Below are 17,282 nucleotides of genomic sequence, written 5' to 3'. Positions count from 1 at the left end.
TGTGACCAGGGGGAACGTCAGGGGCTTGGGACGCGGAAATGGGACGCGCCGGGCCGCACAGGGATGGGGAGGAACGGGTGTCAGGGGCAACAGGGGCCACCGGGGCGGACGCGGGGGCGTTCGCGGAGCTGCTGCGGGGGCTCAAGGAACGCTCGGGGCTGAGCTACGGGGCGCTCGCCAAGCGGTTACATATGAGCACGTCCACGCTGCATCGTTACTGCAACGGCAGCGCGGTGCCGCCCGATTACGCCCCGGCCGAACGGATAGCCCGGGTGTGCCGGGCGACGCCGGACGAACTGGTCGAGCTGCACCGGCGGTGGATCCTGGCGGACGAGGCACGAAGGCGTAAGACCACGCCCCCGGACACCGCTCCGGGCCCCGCCCCCGCCGGACCGGCCGGATCTGCCGGACCTGCCGGACCTGCTGGACCGGCCGTACCCGCCGAATCGGCCGGACCTGCCGGGTCTGCCGAGCCCGCCGGACTGGCCGGACCGGCTGGACTGGCCGTACCGGCCGTACCCGCCGGAACGACTGGATCTGCCGAACTGGTCGGACCTGCCCAACCGGTCGGGCCCGCCGGACTGACTGGACCTGCCGGACCTGCCGGACCTGCCGAGGCCGCCGGACTGACCGGACCGACTGGGCCTGCCGAACTAGTCGGGCCCGCCGCAGCGGCTGAGCCCGCCGTAGCGGCCGAGCCCGGCGCAGCGGCCGAGCCCGGCGCATCGGTCGGACCGGCCGTACCCGCCCAACCGGCTGCACCTGGCGCATCGGTCGGACCCGCCGCACCGGCCCAACCGGCCCAACCGGCCGTACCCGCCCAACCTGCCGGTCCGGCCGAACTCGCCGCATCGGCCGAGCCCGCTGCACCGGCCGAACCTGCCGGACCGGCTGGACCCGTCGGACCCGCCGTGCCCGCCGGACCCGCCGACCCCGCCGCGCCCGCCGGAGCTGCCGAGCCCGGCGTAGGCGGTGAACCCGTCGTCGGCGGCACCGCCTCGCCCGCTCCTGTGCGGCGCCCCGAGCCCGTACGACTCACTCGGCGCCGCACCGCGCTCATCGCCTCCGTCACGACGGCCGCCGTGCTGGGCGCCCTCGTGGTCGCCGTGAATCTGCCGTCCTCCGGGGACGACGGCGAGGACCGGAGGGCGAGCGATGTCACCGTCCCGACCACCGCACCCGAAACCACCGACCGGGCGGACGGCAAGCGCCGGTCCGCGTCGCCCTCCACCCCGTCTCCCTCCCGGAGCGCGAAGCCCGGCGAGCCCTCCGCCCCGGCGTCGAAGCCCGCCGCACGCGACGGCGGGGGTGCCCGTGGCGGTGGGGGCGGGGGCGCCGCCGAGCGCACCGGCGGCGTACCGCTCAACGTCGCCACCCGCCCGTACACCTACGAGGATCCGTGCAGCCAGACCTTCCTCGTCAACGCCGAGCCCGAACACGTCGGCCCGCCCGCCCCTGAGCAGGACGCCCCCCGCTGGGCGGCCGCCAACAACGCGGTCTCCTCGGACCAGCAGCGCGTCGCGCTCACCGTGCAGGGCACCGGTGAGGACACCGTCGTCCTGGAGGCGCTGCACATACGCGTCGTCGCGAAGGGCGCCCCGCTCGCCTGGAACGACTACTCCATGGGCGTCGGCTGCGGCGGCGGCGTCGGGACCAAGTCGTTCGACGTCGATCTCGACAACGGCAGCCCCACCGTCACCGTCAAGAACGGTCAGCGCGACTTCCCGTACAAGGTCAGCGAGTCCGACCCGGAGGTCTTCTACGTCACCGCCCGCACCAAGGCGCACGACGTCCGCTGGGACCTCGCCCTGAAATGGTCCAGCGGCGACCGCCACGGCACCGTGCACATCGACAACAACGGCACCCCCTTCCGCACCAGTGCCAACACCGGCCGCCCCGGCTACGACTACCCGCTGGGCGGCAGCGAGTGGATCGAACGCCCGGAGCAGGAGCCGGAGTAGCGCCCGGAGTAGCTGCCGGTCGCCGCCCAGCCGCTCACGTCGGGGGACGGGTCGGCCGGTGCGCCCTTGAGTTCGTGGAAACCGGGGGTGCCCGCGACCAGCACGGTGGCGTCCCAGAGCCGACCGGCGTCCTCGCCACGCGGGACCTGGGACAGCACCGGCCCGAAGAAGGCGATCCGCGCGCCGTCGTCACCGCCCGGGGCCGGGAAGGCGACGACCGGCGTGCCGACATGAGGGCCGAGGAGCGCGATGCCCTCGGCGTGCGAGGCGCGCACCGCGTCGTCGTAGCCGCCGCTGAACCGGGCGGCGTCGGCAAGCTCCGGAGGCAGCCCGACATCGGCCAGCGCCACCGAGGGATCGTTCATCCACCGCTTGGCGCCGCCACCGTCACCGTCGCCGCCGCGATCGGCCCAGAGGGCGGCGTAGAACGCGCCCAGCGCTTCCTGCCCGTACCGCCGCAGCACGGCGGCGCAGATACGTACGGGTATCCACAGGTAGCCCTCGGGGTCACCCTCAGGATCGTCATCGCGCCCCTCGTTGAGCACCGCCAAGCTCATGATCCGCCAACGCACCTCCAGGGGCCGGACCTTGGCCGCCTCCACCACCCACCGCGAGGTGAGCCAGCTGTAGGGGCAGGCTGGTGTGGAACTGCTGCCGCTTGACCGTGTGCGAGCGCGCTCTTGCGAGCGTGAGTGAGCGCTGGTACTCGGCGGCCGAGGGGTGTGGGAGCGTCGGGAACGAGGGTGCGCATATCGAATGCGTGACCTTTGCGGGTGGCGGTCGTTGGACGGGGCGAGTGGGTCTTCGATGGCGGCCGGGGGTGAGGGGTTTGGGCGGGGTGCGGGAGGTGGCGCAGCCGTTCGTGGTGCCCGGCCCAACGGGGGTGGCGGTCCGGGCCCGGTTACGCGTGTCGGAGACCGATGCGGCGGTACTGGCCGAGGTCGGCGTGTTCCTCGGCAGCTTGGCCGCTGGTGATCTCGCGGTACGTTCCCGACAGGGCCTGGAGCACGGCAGCCAGACCTGGGCGGTCCGTAAGCGGGAGCTGACCGGAGTCTCATCGGCGCGGTGGGCAGGCAGTATCACCAAGGCCACTCACGACCAGTGGGCCCTGGCCCGGCGCGGACAGACAGCCGAGATGGCGTGGCTGCGCAAGCAGATCGCCTCGGTCCAGGCGCGGCTGGCGCGTCCGCTGGGGGCGAAGGCGGGCAAGCGGGAAGGCGTGCCACGCGGCTACGGCTCGCGACCCGAGTGGCACGCCAAGTCCCGGCGCCTGCACGCGCTGCGGGCCCGGCTGGCCGGGGTGGAGGCGGACTGGGCGGCGGGCCGCGTGCGGGTGACACGCGGCGGGAAGAAGCTCGCGCGCCTGCGCCACCACCTGGACCAGGCTGGGCTGACCGAGCAGGCGTGGCAGGAGCGGTGGAAGGCGGCGCGGATGTTCCTGGCCGCCGACGGGGAGTCCGGTAAACCCCTGGGCAACGAAACCATTCGCATCACCGCCACCGGACAGCTCTCGATCAAGCTCCCCGCCGCGCTGGCTCATCTGGCCAACGCCCCGCACGGCCGGTATGTGCTGGACGCGACCGCCGCCTTCAAGCCCCGGGGCCAGGAGTGGCGGGACCGCATCACCGCGAACCGGGCGGTGGCCTACCGCATCCACCTCGACGCAGTACGCGGCCGCTGGTATGTGACCGCGTCCTGGCAACGCACCCCCGCCCCGGTCCTGCCCTTGGAGGCCGCGCTGGCCCGGGGTGTGGTCGCCGTCGACATGAACGATGATCACCTGGCCGTCTGGCGCCTGGACATCCACGGCAACCCGGCGGGCGAGCCCCGCCGCTTCTCCTATGGCCTGAGCGGTTCGGCCCAGCATCGCGACGCGCAGATCCGGCACGCGCTCACCAGGTTGCTGCACCATACCCGGGCCACCGGGGCGGGGGCGATCGCGGTCGAGGACCTGGACTTCACCGATGGCCGGTGCCGGGAGAAGTACGGCCGCAACAAACGCTTCCGCCGCCTGATCTCCCGCTTCCCCACCGCGAAGCTGAGGGCCCGGCTGGTGGCGATGGCCGCCGAGCAGAACATTGCCATCGTCGCGGTCGACCCGGCTTATACCTCCAGGTGGGGCGCCCAGCACTGGCAGCAGCCCCTCAGCACCAGCAACCGCAAGGTTTCCCGGCACGATGCGGCAAGCATCGCGATCGGGCGACGCGCCCTCGGACACCCGATCCGGCGACGGACGGCACCGCCCCCGCACGACCAGAGCGATCGTGTGGGGCCTCGGCCCGCCCAGGCCCGACCGGAGACCCGACGGCGTGAGGGACCCCGCCCCCGCCTTCCCGGACCACGGACAGGATCCGTGCCGCCCGGCAGCGGAGCGAACGTGGGCGACCAGCATGTCCAACACCGTTCGGGGCACGCGGCTGAGCATGGGTTCTGGCATCAGGACTCACACCCGCTCAGTCTTTAGGAACGGTCGAACCAGAAGTCCACGGTCACTGTCGCCGTCACGGCGTGCTCCTCACCAACCCGATCTCCAATGGAGGCCCCGTCCATTAAGGTTCACCACGGAAACGTCGTCCGTCGCATCGCCTTCCGTCGCGCCTTCCATGACCTGATTCGCACCAGCGTCATACCCGCGCCCCGGACCGCCCGACGACGTGGGTGTCGCTGAATCCTTCAGGAGGGGATTCATGAGCACGACCCACACCGACCGTACGAATGCCTGGTACGTAGACGGCCGCTGCCTGAACTGCAACCTCGCCCGGCAGTACGCCCCCGGCCTCATCGGCTACACGCCCGGCGGCAATTACGGCGGCATCTCGACCGTCCTGCGCCAGCCCGAGAACGAGGACGAGGTCCGGCAGCTTTACATGGCCGCCCACGCGTGCCCGACCCGTTCCGTGCACCCGCCCGCCGACGACTGGGCGCCGGACTCGGACCCGTACCCCATGCCCCTGGACGCGGCCGGAACCGTCCTGCTGTGCGGGCACGCCTCCCCGCGGACCTACGGCGCCGCCTCCTACCTGCTGCGCCGCCCCGACTCCACCGCGATGATGATCGACACCCCGCACTTTCGCCCCGCGCTCGCCCGCCGCTACGAGGCGCAGGCAGGGAAGATCACCGACGTGCTGCTCACCCACCTCGACCACGTGGCACACGGCCGCCAGTACGCCGACGCGTTCGGCGCCCGGCTGTGGATCCACGAGGGCGATCTCCACTCCCGCCCCGACGCCGACTCGGTCATCCGCGGCCAGGCCCCGGTGGAGATCGGCCCAGGCGTGACCGCCCACCCCTTCCCCGGCCACACGGCGGGCAGCACGGTCTTCGTCGCGGACGACACGTTCTGCTTCACCGGCGACGCCTTCTTCTGGTCGCACTCCGAACACGACCTGGAGGTGGCCGACAGCGTCGTCTACGACTCCATCAAGACCCTGGCCGCGTCCGTGGCACGCGGCGCCGAGGAGCTGACCTTCGAATGGGTCCTCCCCGGCCACGGCAGCTTCCACCGCCTCCCCGCCGAAGAGATGAGGACCCGCATGCGAGCCCTCGCCCGCCGAGCCACCACGTACCCCGAGCAGCCGATCGACTACGGCAAGGTCCGCTACTGACCCTGTCTCACGCGCGGATGGGCGGGTCAGCTGCCGAGGGCGGCGGCCATGCGGTCGAGGTCGGCGAGGAGGGCGGGCAGGCGTTGTTCGGGGATGGTGTCGATCATCTGTCGTTCGATGGCGTAGACGGCGGACCGGACCGCGTCGAGCCGGCTTCGGCCGTCGGGGGTGAGGTGGGTGGGTAGGGCGCGGCCGTGTTCGGTGGTGGCGGGCCGGGAGACCAGGCCGGCGTCTTGGAGGTTGCGCAGGACGACGTTCACGGACTGCCGGGTGACGAACGTGCTGCGGGCGAGTTCGGCGTTGGACAGGCCGGGCCGCTGGTCCAGGAGTTCGAGGCAGGCGTACTGCGGCACGGTCAGCTGGTGCTCGCGCAGCGCCGTGTCCATGGCGCCGCGCAAGGCGGCGGCGGCGCGTTTGAGGCGGTATCCCACGTGTTCCGTGACGTCGTCGGCGGGGTGGGGTGGTGGGGTGGGCTTCTGGTCTTCCATGTCAGGAGTTTGACATAGGGGTGGGGCGAGTTTACGTTTCTGGATGTCAAAGTCCTGACATTCAGAAGTCCCATGCACCGGAGGTATCCACATGAGCACCCCCACAACGACGATCTCCGTGGACTCCGACGTGATCACCATGGTGAACGTCTTCACCGTCGCCCCGGAGCGGCAGATCGAACTCGCCGACGCTCTCGACCGGGCGACCAGCGAGGTGTTCCTGACCGTCCCCGGCTTCGTCTCCGCGAACCTGCACGTCAGCCTGGACGGCAACCGCGTCGTCAACTACGCGCAGTGGGCCAGTGAGCAGCAGTACAAGGAAGCGATGCAGCGCCCCGACGTCCGCGAGCACATCGCCGAGGCGGCGGCGATCGCGGAGGCGTACGACCCGACCTTCGCGCGGGTCCGTTCGATCCACCACCCCCGCGGGCAGCGGGCATAGCCTCACGGTCACCGTCAGGTTCCTCAGTCACCGAAAAGTGCGTTCTTCCAGGTCAGCAGGGACTCTCCTACAGTTCCCGAGTAACTACAGGAGAGCACGGCAGAAGGGCGATCACCGTTGACCACCATCGATGTCTTCAACCACAACGTGCCCGCCGAAGGCGACTTCGGCTACTCGCAGGCGATCAAGTCCGGCGAGCTGATCCACGTCTCCGGACAGCTCGCGCTCGACGAGGCGGGCGAGTTCGTCCACGCGGACGACTTCGCCGCCCAGCTCAAGCAGACCTACGCCAACCTGGACAAGGTCCTGGACCACTACGGCGTCGCCCGGAGCCAGATCGTCTCGCAGACTCTGTACGTGGTGAACCTGCTGCGGAACGCCGCGGCGACGGCGGAGGGTAATCGGGCGTACTTCGGTGACCACCGCCCGGTGAGCACGGTCGTGGGCGTCACCGAACTGACCTTCCCCGGCCAGGTCATCGAGATCAGCTGCGTCGTCGACGCGGGCGGCGCCGCCTAGCTCGTACCGGCGGGTGGGTCGGCGTAGACGCCGTGCGCCATGCCGGTGGCCTGCCCGACTTCGATGAGGTAGCCGTCCGGGTCGCGCAGGTAGCACCGCACCTCGGCCTTGCGGTCGATGGGCGGCGTGAGGAATTCGGCGCCCTTCGCGCTCCACTCCCGGTGACATGCCTCGATGTCGGCGACGCGGAGGTTGAGGAAGCTGCTGACCGTGCTCGGGTCGGTGGGCGGGCGCAGGGTGATGTCCGGCTTGTCCGGGGTGGGGCCACCGCCCGGGTTCATGATGATCCACCCGTTGGCGAGCTTGACGGTGCAGGGGTTCTCCTCGAGCACCACCTCACCGCCGAGGACGTCGGTGTAGAAGGCGCGCGATCGGGCCATGTCGGCCACCGTCAGGAAGTGGGTGAGGAGGAGCCCGGAATCCGGGGCAGGAAAACCGTCATGGTGCATGCGAGACCTCCAGGCAAAACGGATGTTTCCACTCATAGTGGCGGATGGATGTCCGTCGAGGCACGAAGGAACACGGCTGGGGACGGTCTCGGTCCGAGGGGTTCCGGCCGTATCTAGACTCCGGCCATGGAGACCCCTGACACCACCGCGCTCGCCCGCGACCTCGCCCCCGCCGGAGTGCTCCGCGCCTCCGTCAACCTCGGCAACCCCGTCCTCGCCCAGGGCGCCCCGGACGCGCCCCGCGGCGTCACCGTCGATCTCGCCGGTGAGATCGCCCGACGTCTCGGCCTGCCCGTGGAGTTCCTCTGCTTCGACGCGGCCCGCAAGTCCTACGAGGCGATGACCACCGGCCGTGCCGACCTCTGCTTCCTCGCCGTCGACCCGGCCCGTGAGGCGGAGGTCGCGTTCACCGCTCCGTACGTGCACATCGAGGGCGTGTACGCCGTTCCGGCCGAGTCCACGCTGCGGACGGCCGAGGACGTGGATCGCGCGGGCGTCCGTATCGGGGTGAAGCAGGGCTCCGCCTACGACCTGTACCTGACGCGCACCCTGCGCCACGCCACCGTGGTCCGGGGGTCGGAGGGGGTGGACGTCTTCCACGCCGAGAAACTGGAGGTCGCGGCGGGAATCCGGCAGCCGCTCACCGCGCATCTCGCCGAGCATCCCGAACTGCGCCTGGTCGAGCCCGCGTTCATGACCATCCGGCAGGCCGTCGGGACGACGAAGGCGCGGCAGCCGGAGACGGTGCGGTTCCTGAGCGAGACGGTGGCTGACTTGGCGGCGTCCGGATTCGTCGCCGAGGCGCTGAGCCGGTCGGGGCAGGATCCGGCACTGGCCGCCTGCCGCTGACCTGTGCGCTCCAGCGCTCTCGTCAGCCCTCCCGCTTGCCGAGCCAGATCGGGCAGGGGGAGAGGCTGGTTGGCTCAGGGCACCTGTCGGTGACTGGCGGCGTGCGGGCGGGGGGCGTCGTGGAGGCGGTGGCGCTGGGCGTGGGCGTAGGGGACGCGCGGGTCGGTGAGGGGCTGCGCGGCCGGCTCGGCGGCGGGGAAGACGGGGCGGCGTATGCGGATGGTGTCGTCCAGGCGCTCGGCGAACCGGATGCGCATCGTGTCCTCGAAGGAGGGGAAGGCCGGGGCCGGTGCCGGGACGGGGGGTGTTGCGGTCGGCTGCTGGGCGGTGCGGCGGCGCCAGGTGAGGGAGCGCGGGGTGCGCCAACCATGGTGGAGGGCGAGGAGTCGGACCCCGATGGCGAGTACGGCCGCGCCGACGGCGCTGGGGACGGTCAGCCAATTCGCCATGTGCAGTAGGGACGTGGCGCCCGCGCCCAGAAGGGCGGGCAGGGAGTACAGGTCCTGGTCCCAGCGCAGCACCGGCGGGACCTCGCGGGCCACCAGGTGGGCCAAGATGCCGCCGCCGATCGCTGTGGCCAGACCCAGGGCGGCGGCGGGGGCCGGGTCGAAGCCGTGGACGAGGCTCTTGGTCGTCCCGGTCACGCTGAGCAGGCCCAGGGCGATCGCGTCGAAGACGTCGACCGCCTTCTCGTGCTGCTGGAGCGCGGTGCTGAAGTACACGATGACCGCCGCCACGACCGGGGTGAGGTAGTAGGCGGGGTCGGTGAAGGAGATCGGCTTGACGCCGATCACCAGGTCGCGGAACAGCCCGCCCCCCAGGGTGGCGACCTCGGCGAGGAGCACGGTCGCGATGAGGTCGAAATCCTTGCGTACGGCGAGGAACGCTCCGCAGATCGCGCACGCGAAGACGGCGAAGAGGTCCATCGGGTACTGGATGGAGCTGAGCAACTGGGGCAGCAGCATGTGCGGTTGACTCCACGAGAGCTGTGCGAGTGGGGGTGGTGCGATGTGGGGGCAGCCACACTGACTCATGGCTGGCGCCAGTAACTTGCCATACGGGCCTTGTTTGCACGTTGTCGCACCAGGCGGTGCGCGGTACGATCGATCACCCGGCGTGATCACCCGGTGGGCCGAAGATCTCGCCGCAGAACAGGGCGGCCGCAAACGCGTCGCGGGTCCGCCGTCCCGGTCGGCAGCCAACGCGGCACGTCCGAACCCGAAGAGCTTCTTTCCGTTGTTCGCCTGGCCCCGAAGGCTCGCGCGATGGTGAAGGTGGTGTACTCACGGGCGACTTCCGTAAAGGTGGAGGTACGTGACGCTCAAATGTCACTGCCTCTGCGGCTTGTCCGCCGGTTTGGTTCATCGGCCGGGATCGGCTCTTCCCCGCGGTGGACGCCGGGTCGCCGGACACGGTCGTGGTGGCGACGGGGGTCTCCTGCCGCCGGCGGATCTTCCATGGCACGCGGCGCACGGGGCCTGGCATCCGGTTCAAGCGCTGCGCGAGGTGGTCTGAGCCGGCCTCGGTCGTTGCCCGCAGGCCGCTGCGACGTCCGGCGCGCTGTCCGGTGCCGCGAGCGCGTGCTCCACCCCGGTCTGCAGCCAGTCGGCATGACTGTTGTCAGCCCTGGCAATTCACTCGTCATCGTGGCCGTGTCGGCCGAGCCAGATCGGGTTCGTCAGGGCGACCATCGGGCCCGGTATGCCCGACGCTCCGCCGTCCGCCGCCGGGCGGCGGACCTCGGCGCGGACGTAGGCCGCGTAGGAAGGGGTGGTCTTCCACTCCACGGTGGCCGAGCCGGAGACCGGCAGGGTGGCGGTGTACAGGGGGCCCTGGTCGGTGATGAAGCGGACCTGGCGGCCGGGGCCCGCGCCGGAGACCTTGAGGCGGACCGTCACCTCGGCGTCGGGGGCGGCGGGGAGGCGGTCGGCGATGCCCGCGTGGCGGCCGCGGCCGTCCACCGCCTCGAAGGTGAGGTCGACCTCGGAGGACTCGGCGATCCAGCAGCGGCCGGAGCGGATGCCGTCCTGGAGGGCGGTGCGGGACAGGTCGTCGGCGAGGACGACGGTCTGGGGGAGGCCGACGGGCTGGGGCTCGCGGTGGGAGTCACTGTTGCCGACGGCCGGGAGCCAGCGGCCGTCGCCACGGGCGGCCGCGACCAGGGTGTTGTCCCACTCCAGGACGGTCGCCTCGTCGTCCGGGCCGAAGTCGGCGTTCCACACCTCCACCGCGTCGGCCTCGTTGAAGCCGAACTTCCAGTTGCAGCCGACGCAGGTGCCGTGCGGGTGGGCCGGGATGACCAGACCGCCCGCCTGCCGGATCTTGCGGGCGAACTGGCCGAAGCGGTTGTCCCGGGCGCGGTAGCGCCAGTCGATGAAGGTGCCGGGGGCGATGCCGAGGGCGACCACATGGCCGTTCCGGGTGGTGACCTCCTCACCGGTGATGATCAGCAGGTCGTCGCCCCACAACGCCTCGAACGCGCCGTGAGCGGAGGTGGTGTTGTGCTCGGTGGTGGTGATGAAGTCGAGCCCGGCGGCGCGGGCGGCGGCTGCCAGTTCGGCCGGGGTGCGCTTGCCGTCGGAGTGCACGGTGTGCAGATGGGAGTCGCCCCGGTACCAGGCCCTGCCCCGCCCCTTGGCCCGCTGCGGCGGGTAGACGGGTCGAGGGGTGGTGCCGGGGGCGCCGAACCGCAGGGTGACGGTGACCTTGTAGTCCAGGCCCTGCGGGGCGACCGTGTAGGGGCCGAGGACGATATGCCAGGTGCCCGCCCGCACCGGGCCCGCCAGATAGCCGGGGGTCGCCTCCGCGGCGCTGATCGCGAACTCCGTACGGGCACCGCCCGACCAGCCGCGGAAGCCGCGCCCGCCCAGCTCCGTACCGCGCTCGTCGAAGATGCCGATGTCGCACGCGTTCCCCTGCGTGCCGGAGGGCACGGTCGGTTTGTCGTACGAATACGAGACGGCGATCTCGCGGACCCCGGACGGGACCTCGACCGGTACGTAGACGAAGTCCGGGGAGCCGGTGGGCAGATGGCCGGTGATCGTCCGGGACCGATCCCCATCGGAGCCCGCCTCGTCGGCCTGCGCGAAGGACACCGGGTCGAGCGTGAGCACCCCCGCCGCGCCCGCGAGCGCGGAGAGTCGGAGTACGTCCCGTCGCTGCATGCCTGCCCCCACCCAGTCGAGTCCGTGTCACCCGCGTCCCACTGTTGTACGCGTCGATGACATCCGCGGAAAGGCCTGTGGATAACTCCGTATCGGTGCGGAAACAGCGGGAAGATGGGCGAGCCACACCGGCCAACCCGGAGGAGCGGCCCCTTCATGCGCATCGCCACCACCGTGTTCCTCACCGACGAGACCGTCCGCCCCGCCTGGCTCGCGCGCGAGCTGGAGCAGCGCGGATTCGCCGGGCTGTATCTGCCCGAGCACACCCACATCCCGGTCAGCCGCGACACCCCCGCCCCCATGGGCGAGCCGCTGCCGCGCCCGTACGGCCGCACCCTCGACCCGTTCGTGGCGCTCGGCCAGGCGGCCGCCGTCACCGAGCGGCTGGCGCTGGGCACCGGCATCTGCCTGGTCGCCCAGCACGATCCGGTCGTCCTCGCGAAGAGCGTCGCCACCCTCGACTTCCTGTCCGGCGGGCGCTTCACCCTCGGCATCGGCTACGGCTGGAACGTCGAGGAGGCCGCCGACCACGGCACCGTCTGGGCGGATCGCCGCGAGCTGGTCCGCGACCGGATGGCACTGATGCGCGCGCTGTGGGCGGAGGAGCCCACGGCCCATCAGGGCCCGTTCGCGTCAGTACGGGCGAGCCTCGCGTACCCCAAACCGGTGATCCGGGAGCGCCCGCCCGGCGACCCCCTCACCGCCCCTCTCACCGGGCCGCGCACCCTGATCGGCGGGGCGGCCGGGCCACGGCTGTTCGCGCACATCGCCGCGTACGCGGACGGCTGGCTGCCGATCGGCGGCGGCGGGCTGACGGAGGCCATCCCGGAGCTGCGCCGCGTCTGGGCGGCGGCGGGGCGGGATCCGGCGGCGCTGGAGGTGGTGCCGTACGCGGTGCGCCCCTCGCCCGGCAAGCTCGCCCATTACGCCGGGCTCGGCGTCGAGGAGGTCGTCGTCCAGCTCCCCTCCGGAGACGAGACGGAGGTCCTGCACAGCCTGGACGCTTTCGCGCAGTACTTGTAGCGCGCATCCGTATTCCCGGCGTCCACGCCGAATTGTCGTGATCAGACCCACAAAACCGCAGGCCCGGCCAGTCTGGCGGTGTCGGACACCACTCGTATCCTCGGAGGATGACCACGAGCGCGCAGGGAAATGAACCGAGTGCCCCCACCGCCAACGCGATGCGCCGTGCGCTCAAGCGGGCCCGCGAGGGCGTGGCGCTGGACACCGCCGAGGCGGCGGTGCTGCTCCAGGCGCGCGGGGACGACCTGAAGGACCTGGCCGCTTCCGCCGCGCGCGTGCGGGACGCCGGGCTGGAGGCCGCGGGCCGTCCCGGGATCATCACCTACTCGCGCAGCGTCTTCATCCCGCTCACCCGGCTGTGTCGCGACCGGTGTCACTACTGCACGTTCGCGACCGTGCCGGGCAAGCTGCGCCGCGAGGGCCACGGCATGTTCATGTCGCCGGACGAGGTGCTGGACATCGCCCGCCGCGGCGCCGAGATGGGCTGCAAGGAAGCGCTGATCACGCTCGGCGACCGCCCCGAGGACCGGTGGCCCGAGGCGCGCGAGTGGCTGGAGGCCGAGGGGTACGACGACACGATCGCGTACGTACGGGCCATGGCGATCCGCATCCTTGAGGAGACGGGGCTGCTGCCGCACCTCAACCCCGGCGTCATGAGCTGGACGGACTTCCAGCGGCTCAAGCCCGTCGCGCCCTCCATGGGGATGATGCTGGAGACCACCTCCGAGCGGCTGTGGAGCGAGCCCGGCGGCCCGCACTACGGCTCGCCGGACAAGGAACCGGCCGTCCGGCTGCGCGTCCTGGAGGACGCGGGCCGCAGCTCCGTCCCGTTCACCAGCGGGCTGCTGATCGGCATCGGGGAGACGTACGAGGAGCGCGCCGATTCGCTGTTCGCGCTGCGCCGCGTGTCCCGCTCGTACCACGGTGTCCAGGAAGTCATCGTGCAGAACTTCCGCGCCAAGCCGGACACGGCGATGCGCGGGATGCCGGACGCGGAGCTGGAAGACCTGCTCGCCACCGTCGCCGTCGCCCGGCACATCCTGGGCCCGTCCGGCTGCATCCAGGCGCCGCCGAACCTGGTCGACGCGGAGTACGAGCGGCTCATCGGCGCCGGGATCGACGACTGGGGCGGCGTCTCCCCGCTCACCCCGGACCACGTCAACCCCGAGCGCCCCTGGCCCCAGGTGGACGAGCTGGCCGAGCGGTCCGCCGCCGCCGGGTTCGAGCTGCGCGAACGGCTCGCGGTCTACCCCGAGTTCATCCAGCGCGGTGAGCCGTGGCTGGACCCGCGGCTGCTGCCGCACGTGCGCGCGCTGGCCGACCCGGCGACCGGCCTCGCCCGCCCGGACGCGCTGCCCGCCGGGCTGCCCTGGCAGGAGCCGGACGAGGAGTTCACCGCCTCCGGCTCCGGCCGCACCGATCTGCACCGCACGATCGACACCGAGGGCCGCACCAGCGACCGGCGCGACGACTTCGACGAGGTGTACGGCGACTGGGAGGCGCTGCGCGAGGCCGCCGCGCCCGGCATGGTGCCGTCCCGCATCGACGCCGACGTGAAGGCCGCGCTGTCCCAGGCCGCCGACGACCCGACCCGGCTCACCGACCCCGAGGCGCTGGCACTCCTGCACGCCGACGGGCCCGCGCTGGACGCCCTGTGCGGGATCGCCGACGACCTGCGGCGCGCTGCGGTCGGCGACGACGTCACGTACATCGTCACGCGGAACATCAACTTCACCAACGTCTGCTACACCGGCTGCCGCTTCTGCGCCTTCGCGCAGCGCCGCACCGACGCCGACGCGTACACCCTCTCCATGAACCAGGTCGCCGACCGCGCCCAGCAGGCGTGGGACGTGGGCGCGGTGGAGGTGTGCATGCAGGGCGGTATCCACCCGGACCTGCCCGGTACGGCGTACTTCGACGTCGCCCGGGCGGTGAAGGAGCGCGTTCCCGGGATGCACGTCCACGCGTTCTCCCCGATGGAGGTCGTCAACGGCGCCTCCCGCACCGGTATGTCGATCCGCGAATGGCTGACGGCGGCGCGCGACGCGGGCCTCGACACCATCCCGGGAACGGCGGCCGAGATCCTGGACGACGAGGTGCGCTGGATCCTCACCAAGGGCAAGCTGCCGACCGCGACCTGGGTGGAGGTCATCAAGACCGCGCACGAGCTGGGCATCCGCTCGTCCTCGACGATGATGTACGGCCATGTCGACCAGCCGCGCCACTGGCTGGGCCATCTGCGGCTGCTGGCGGAGATCCAGCAGGAGACGGGCGGCTTCACCGAGTTCGTGACGCTCCCCTTTATTCACACCAACGCCCCCGTCTACCTCGCCGGTATCGCCCGCCCCGGCCCCACCACCCGCGACAACCGCGCGGTGACGGCCATGGCGCGCGTCCTCCTCCACCCCCACATCCCCAACATCCAGACGAGCTGGGTCAAGCTCGGCACGGAGGGCGCGGCCGAGATGCTGCGCTCCGGCGCGAACGACCTGGGCGGCACGCTCATGGAGGAGACCATCTCCCGCATGGCGGGCTCCTCGTACGGCTCCTACCGCTCCATCCAGGACCTCATCGGCATCGCCGACCTCGCGGGCCGCCCCGCCCGCGCCCGGACGACGACGTACGCGGACGTCCCGGAGGAGCGGCAGACGGCGGCCCTCGCCTCGGACGGGCACCTTCCGGAACTGCTACCGGTGCTGGGCGACTGAGCCCTTTGGGGAACCCGTCCAGGCCGACTCGCGCAGCAGCCGCAGCCCGTTGAGCCCGACCAGGACGGTGGAGCCCTCGTGCCCGGCGACGCCGAGCGGCAGCGGCAGGTGCCCGGCCAGGTCCCAGACGACCAGCGCGGTGATGCAGACACCGGCGATGACCAGGTTCTGGACGACCAGCCGCCGGGCGGTGCGGGAGAGCCGTACGACGGCGGGGAGGGCGGCCAGTTCGTCCCGTACGACGACCGCGTCGGCCGTCTCCAGCGCCAGGTCGGAGCCCGCCCGGCCCATGGCGACGCCGGTGTGGGCGGCCGCCAGGGCGGGGGCGTCGTTGACGCCGTCCCCGACGACCATCACGTGGCGCCCCGCGTCGGCCCACTCCCGTACGGCGGCCACCTTGTCCTGCGGCAGCAGCCCGGCGCGTACGTCGTGGATGCCGGTCTCGCCGGCGAGGCGGTCGGCGGCGCGCCGGTTGTCGCCGGTGAGCAGCACCGGCGCGGCGCCGGTCAGCGCCGCCAGGCCGCCGACCGCCTCCGCCGCGCCGGGACGGAGCCGGTCGGCGAGGCCGAGCACGCCGACCGGCGTGCCGTCCGCGAGGACGACGACGGCGGTACGGCCGGACGCCTCCACCTCGGCGACGACGGCCGCCACGTCGGCGACGACCGCGTGCGCCTCGGGGACCGCCGCATGCACCTCGGCGATGACCGCCTGTTCCTTGGCGACCAGCGCCTGCTCCTCGACGGCCGCAGCGGGTTCCTCGGGGCGGAGCCGGGCGGGCGCTCCCACTCGCACCTCACGCCCCTCCACCGTCGCGCGGACGCCGAGTCCGGGCGTGGAGGTGAACCCCACGGCGTCCGGCAGCGCCAGCCCGCGGGCGCGCGCGGCGTCCACGACGGCGCGCGCCAGGGGGTGTTCACTCGGGCGCTCGGCGGCCGCCGCGAGCCGTAGCAGCGCGTCCTCGTCCAGCCCCGGCCCCAGCCCCGCCCCGGACAGCGGGCGCACCTCGGTCACCCGGGGCGTGCCCTCGGTGAGGGTGCCGGTCTTGTCCAGGGCTACGGCGTCCACCTGACCCAGACGCTCCATGACGACCGCGGATTTCACCAGCACGCCATGGCGCCCGGCGTTGGCGATCGCCGACAGCAGCGGCGGCATGGTGGCCAGCACCACCGCGCACGGCGACGCGACGATCATGAAGGTCATCGCGCGCAGCAGCGTCGGCTGCAGCGCCGCGCCGAACGCGAGCGGCACCGCGAACAGGGCGAGCGTGGCGGCCACCATCACCAGCGAGTACCGCTGCTCGACCCGCTCGATGAACAGCTGCGTGGGCGCCTTGGTCTCCGACGCCTCCTCGACCATCCGCACGATCCGGGCGATCACCGAGTCCGACGGGTCGCGCTCGACCCGTACCCGCAGCGCCCCGGTGCCGTTGACGGTCCCGGCGAACACCTCGTCCCCGGGCGCCTTGGCGGCGGGCAGCGGCTCGCCCGTGATGGTGGCCTGGTCGACCTCGCTCTCCCCGTCCAGCACCCGCCCGTCGGCCCCGACCCGCTCCCCGGGCCGGACCAGCACCGTGTCCCCGACGGCCAGCGCGTCGACGGCCACCGTCTCCTCCTCACCACCGGGCAGCAGCCGGGTGGCGGTCGCGGGTGCCAGGTCCAGCAGCCCGCGCACCGAGTCGGCCGTCCGCGCGGTGGCGACCGCCTCCAGGGCGCCGGAGGTCGCGAAGATGACGATCAGCAGCGCGCCGTCCAGCACCTGCCCGATCGCCGCCGCGCCGAGCGCCGCGACCACCATCAGCAGATCCACGTCCAGCGTGCGCTCCCTGAGGGCCTTCACCCCCTCCCACCCCGGCTCCCAGCCCCCGGTGACGTACACCGCTCCGTACAGCGGCCCCCACACCCAGCCGGGCGCCCCGAGCAGCTGCCCCGCCAGCGCGGCCAGGAACAGCACCAGCGCCGCCAGCGCCCAACGGGCCTCCGGCAGGGCGAGCACCCGGGTACGGCGACGGGGTACGGCGGTGGGCCGGGCCGTAGGCGGCGCGGACCGGTCGATAAGCGTGGACGTCATGGCCGCA

13 protein-coding genes and 1 pseudogene are annotated in these 17,282 nt (G+C 72.3%); 8 read left to right on the top strand and 6 right to left on the bottom strand.

What is annotated here, in order from left to right; translation table 11 throughout:
- Positions 1-77 precede the first annotated feature (77 nt).
- Complete coding sequence (locus tag ACWC5C_RS12570; RefSeq protein WP_450875416.1) at positions 78-1,961, top strand: helix-turn-helix domain-containing protein; 1,884 nt, start codon at positions 78-80, stop codon at positions 1,959-1,961.
- On the opposite strand, the pseudogene ACWC5C_RS12565 reads toward ACWC5C_RS12570, so the two are convergent.
- Positions 1,907-2,602 (bottom strand): annotated as a pseudogene (locus ACWC5C_RS12565) (mycothiol-dependent nitroreductase Rv2466c family protein); the annotation flags it as partial. The gene ACWC5C_RS12570 and the pseudogene ACWC5C_RS12565 overlap by 55 nt on opposite strands.
- A gap of 206 nt (positions 2,603-2,808) precedes the next feature.
- On the opposite strand from ACWC5C_RS12565, the gene ACWC5C_RS12560 reads away from it, so the two are divergent.
- The gene (locus ACWC5C_RS12560) at positions 2,809-4,425 is read left to right on the top strand and encodes an IS200/IS605 family accessory protein TnpB-related protein (RefSeq protein ID WP_450875415.1); all 1,617 of its coding nucleotides are present in this window, start codon (positions 2,809-2,811) and stop codon (positions 4,423-4,425) included.
- A 223-nt stretch (positions 4,426-4,648) separates the two neighbouring features.
- Positions 4,649-5,566 carry an MBL fold metallo-hydrolase gene (locus ACWC5C_RS12555; protein WP_450875414.1) on the top strand — a complete coding sequence of 306 codons (918 nt, stop codon included), beginning with the start codon at positions 4,649-4,651 and terminating at the stop codon, positions 5,564-5,566.
- A 26-nt stretch (positions 5,567-5,592) separates the two neighbouring features.
- On the opposite strand, the gene ACWC5C_RS12550 is transcribed toward ACWC5C_RS12555, so the two are convergent.
- Positions 5,593-6,054 carry a MarR family winged helix-turn-helix transcriptional regulator gene (locus ACWC5C_RS12550; protein WP_450875413.1) on the bottom strand — a complete coding sequence of 154 codons (462 nt, stop codon included), beginning with the start codon at positions 6,052-6,054 and terminating at the stop codon, positions 5,593-5,595.
- 91 nt (positions 6,055-6,145) lie between these two features.
- On the opposite strand from ACWC5C_RS12550, the gene ACWC5C_RS12545 reads away from it, so the two are divergent.
- The gene (locus tag ACWC5C_RS12545) at positions 6,146-6,496 is read left to right on the top strand and encodes an antibiotic biosynthesis monooxygenase family protein (protein ID WP_450875412.1); all 351 of its coding nucleotides are present in this window, start codon (positions 6,146-6,148) and stop codon (positions 6,494-6,496) included.
- A 117-nt stretch (positions 6,497-6,613) separates the two neighbouring features.
- Positions 6,614-7,015: a RidA family protein gene (locus ACWC5C_RS12540; RefSeq protein ID WP_450875411.1), complete on the top strand. Its 402-nt coding sequence runs from the start codon at positions 6,614-6,616 to the stop codon at positions 7,013-7,015.
- Here ACWC5C_RS12540 and ACWC5C_RS12535 read toward each other — a convergent pair.
- Entirely contained in the window at positions 7,012-7,464 is a 453-nt protein-coding gene (locus tag ACWC5C_RS12535) for a VOC family protein (RefSeq protein WP_450875410.1), read from the bottom strand. The two genes, ACWC5C_RS12540 and ACWC5C_RS12535, sit on opposite strands and share 4 nt — an antisense overlap.
- A gap of 126 nt (positions 7,465-7,590) precedes the next feature.
- On the opposite strand from ACWC5C_RS12535, the gene ACWC5C_RS12530 reads away from it, so the two are divergent.
- The gene (locus ACWC5C_RS12530) at positions 7,591-8,313 is read left to right on the top strand and encodes a transporter substrate-binding domain-containing protein (RefSeq protein WP_450875409.1); all 723 of its coding nucleotides are present in this window, start codon (positions 7,591-7,593) and stop codon (positions 8,311-8,313) included.
- Between the two features lie 74 nt (positions 8,314-8,387).
- Here the strand turns inward: ACWC5C_RS12530 and ACWC5C_RS12525 are convergent, their stop codons facing one another.
- Together ACWC5C_RS12525 and ACWC5C_RS12520 are read right to left on the bottom strand one after the other, a co-directional pair.
- Positions 8,388-9,278 carry a trimeric intracellular cation channel family protein gene (locus ACWC5C_RS12525; RefSeq protein WP_450875408.1) on the bottom strand — a complete coding sequence of 297 codons (891 nt, stop codon included), beginning with the start codon at positions 9,276-9,278 and terminating at the stop codon, positions 8,388-8,390.
- Positions 9,279-9,947: 669 nt separating this feature from the next.
- Positions 9,948-11,477 carry a CehA/McbA family metallohydrolase gene (locus ACWC5C_RS12520; protein WP_450875407.1) on the bottom strand — a complete coding sequence of 510 codons (1,530 nt, stop codon included), beginning with the start codon at positions 11,475-11,477 and terminating at the stop codon, positions 9,948-9,950.
- 156 nt (positions 11,478-11,633) lie between these two features.
- Between ACWC5C_RS12520 and ACWC5C_RS12515 the strand changes: the two genes are divergently transcribed.
- Together ACWC5C_RS12515 and ACWC5C_RS12510 are read left to right on the top strand one after the other, a co-directional pair.
- On the top strand, positions 11,634-12,500 hold the full coding sequence (locus ACWC5C_RS12515; RefSeq protein WP_450875406.1) for a TIGR03619 family F420-dependent LLM class oxidoreductase: 867 nt from the start codon (positions 11,634-11,636) through the stop codon (positions 12,498-12,500).
- A 107-nt stretch (positions 12,501-12,607) separates the two neighbouring features.
- A complete protein-coding gene (locus tag ACWC5C_RS12510) occupies positions 12,608-15,208 on the top strand; it encodes a bifunctional FO biosynthesis protein CofGH (protein WP_450875405.1) in 2,601 nt (866 codons plus the stop codon).
- On the opposite strand, the gene ACWC5C_RS12505 is transcribed toward ACWC5C_RS12510, so the two are convergent.
- Positions 15,188-17,275, bottom strand: a complete 2,088-nt coding sequence (locus tag ACWC5C_RS12505) for a heavy metal translocating P-type ATPase (protein ID WP_450875404.1) — start codon at positions 17,273-17,275, stop codon at positions 15,188-15,190. The two genes, ACWC5C_RS12510 and ACWC5C_RS12505, sit on opposite strands and share 21 nt — an antisense overlap.
- Positions 17,276-17,282 lie beyond the last annotated feature (7 nt).

Source organism: Streptomyces sp. NPDC001700 (assembly GCF_053596435.1).
The sequence above is the reverse complement of the archived record's forward strand: the minus strand, read 5'-3'. Positions and strand labels throughout refer to the sequence as shown.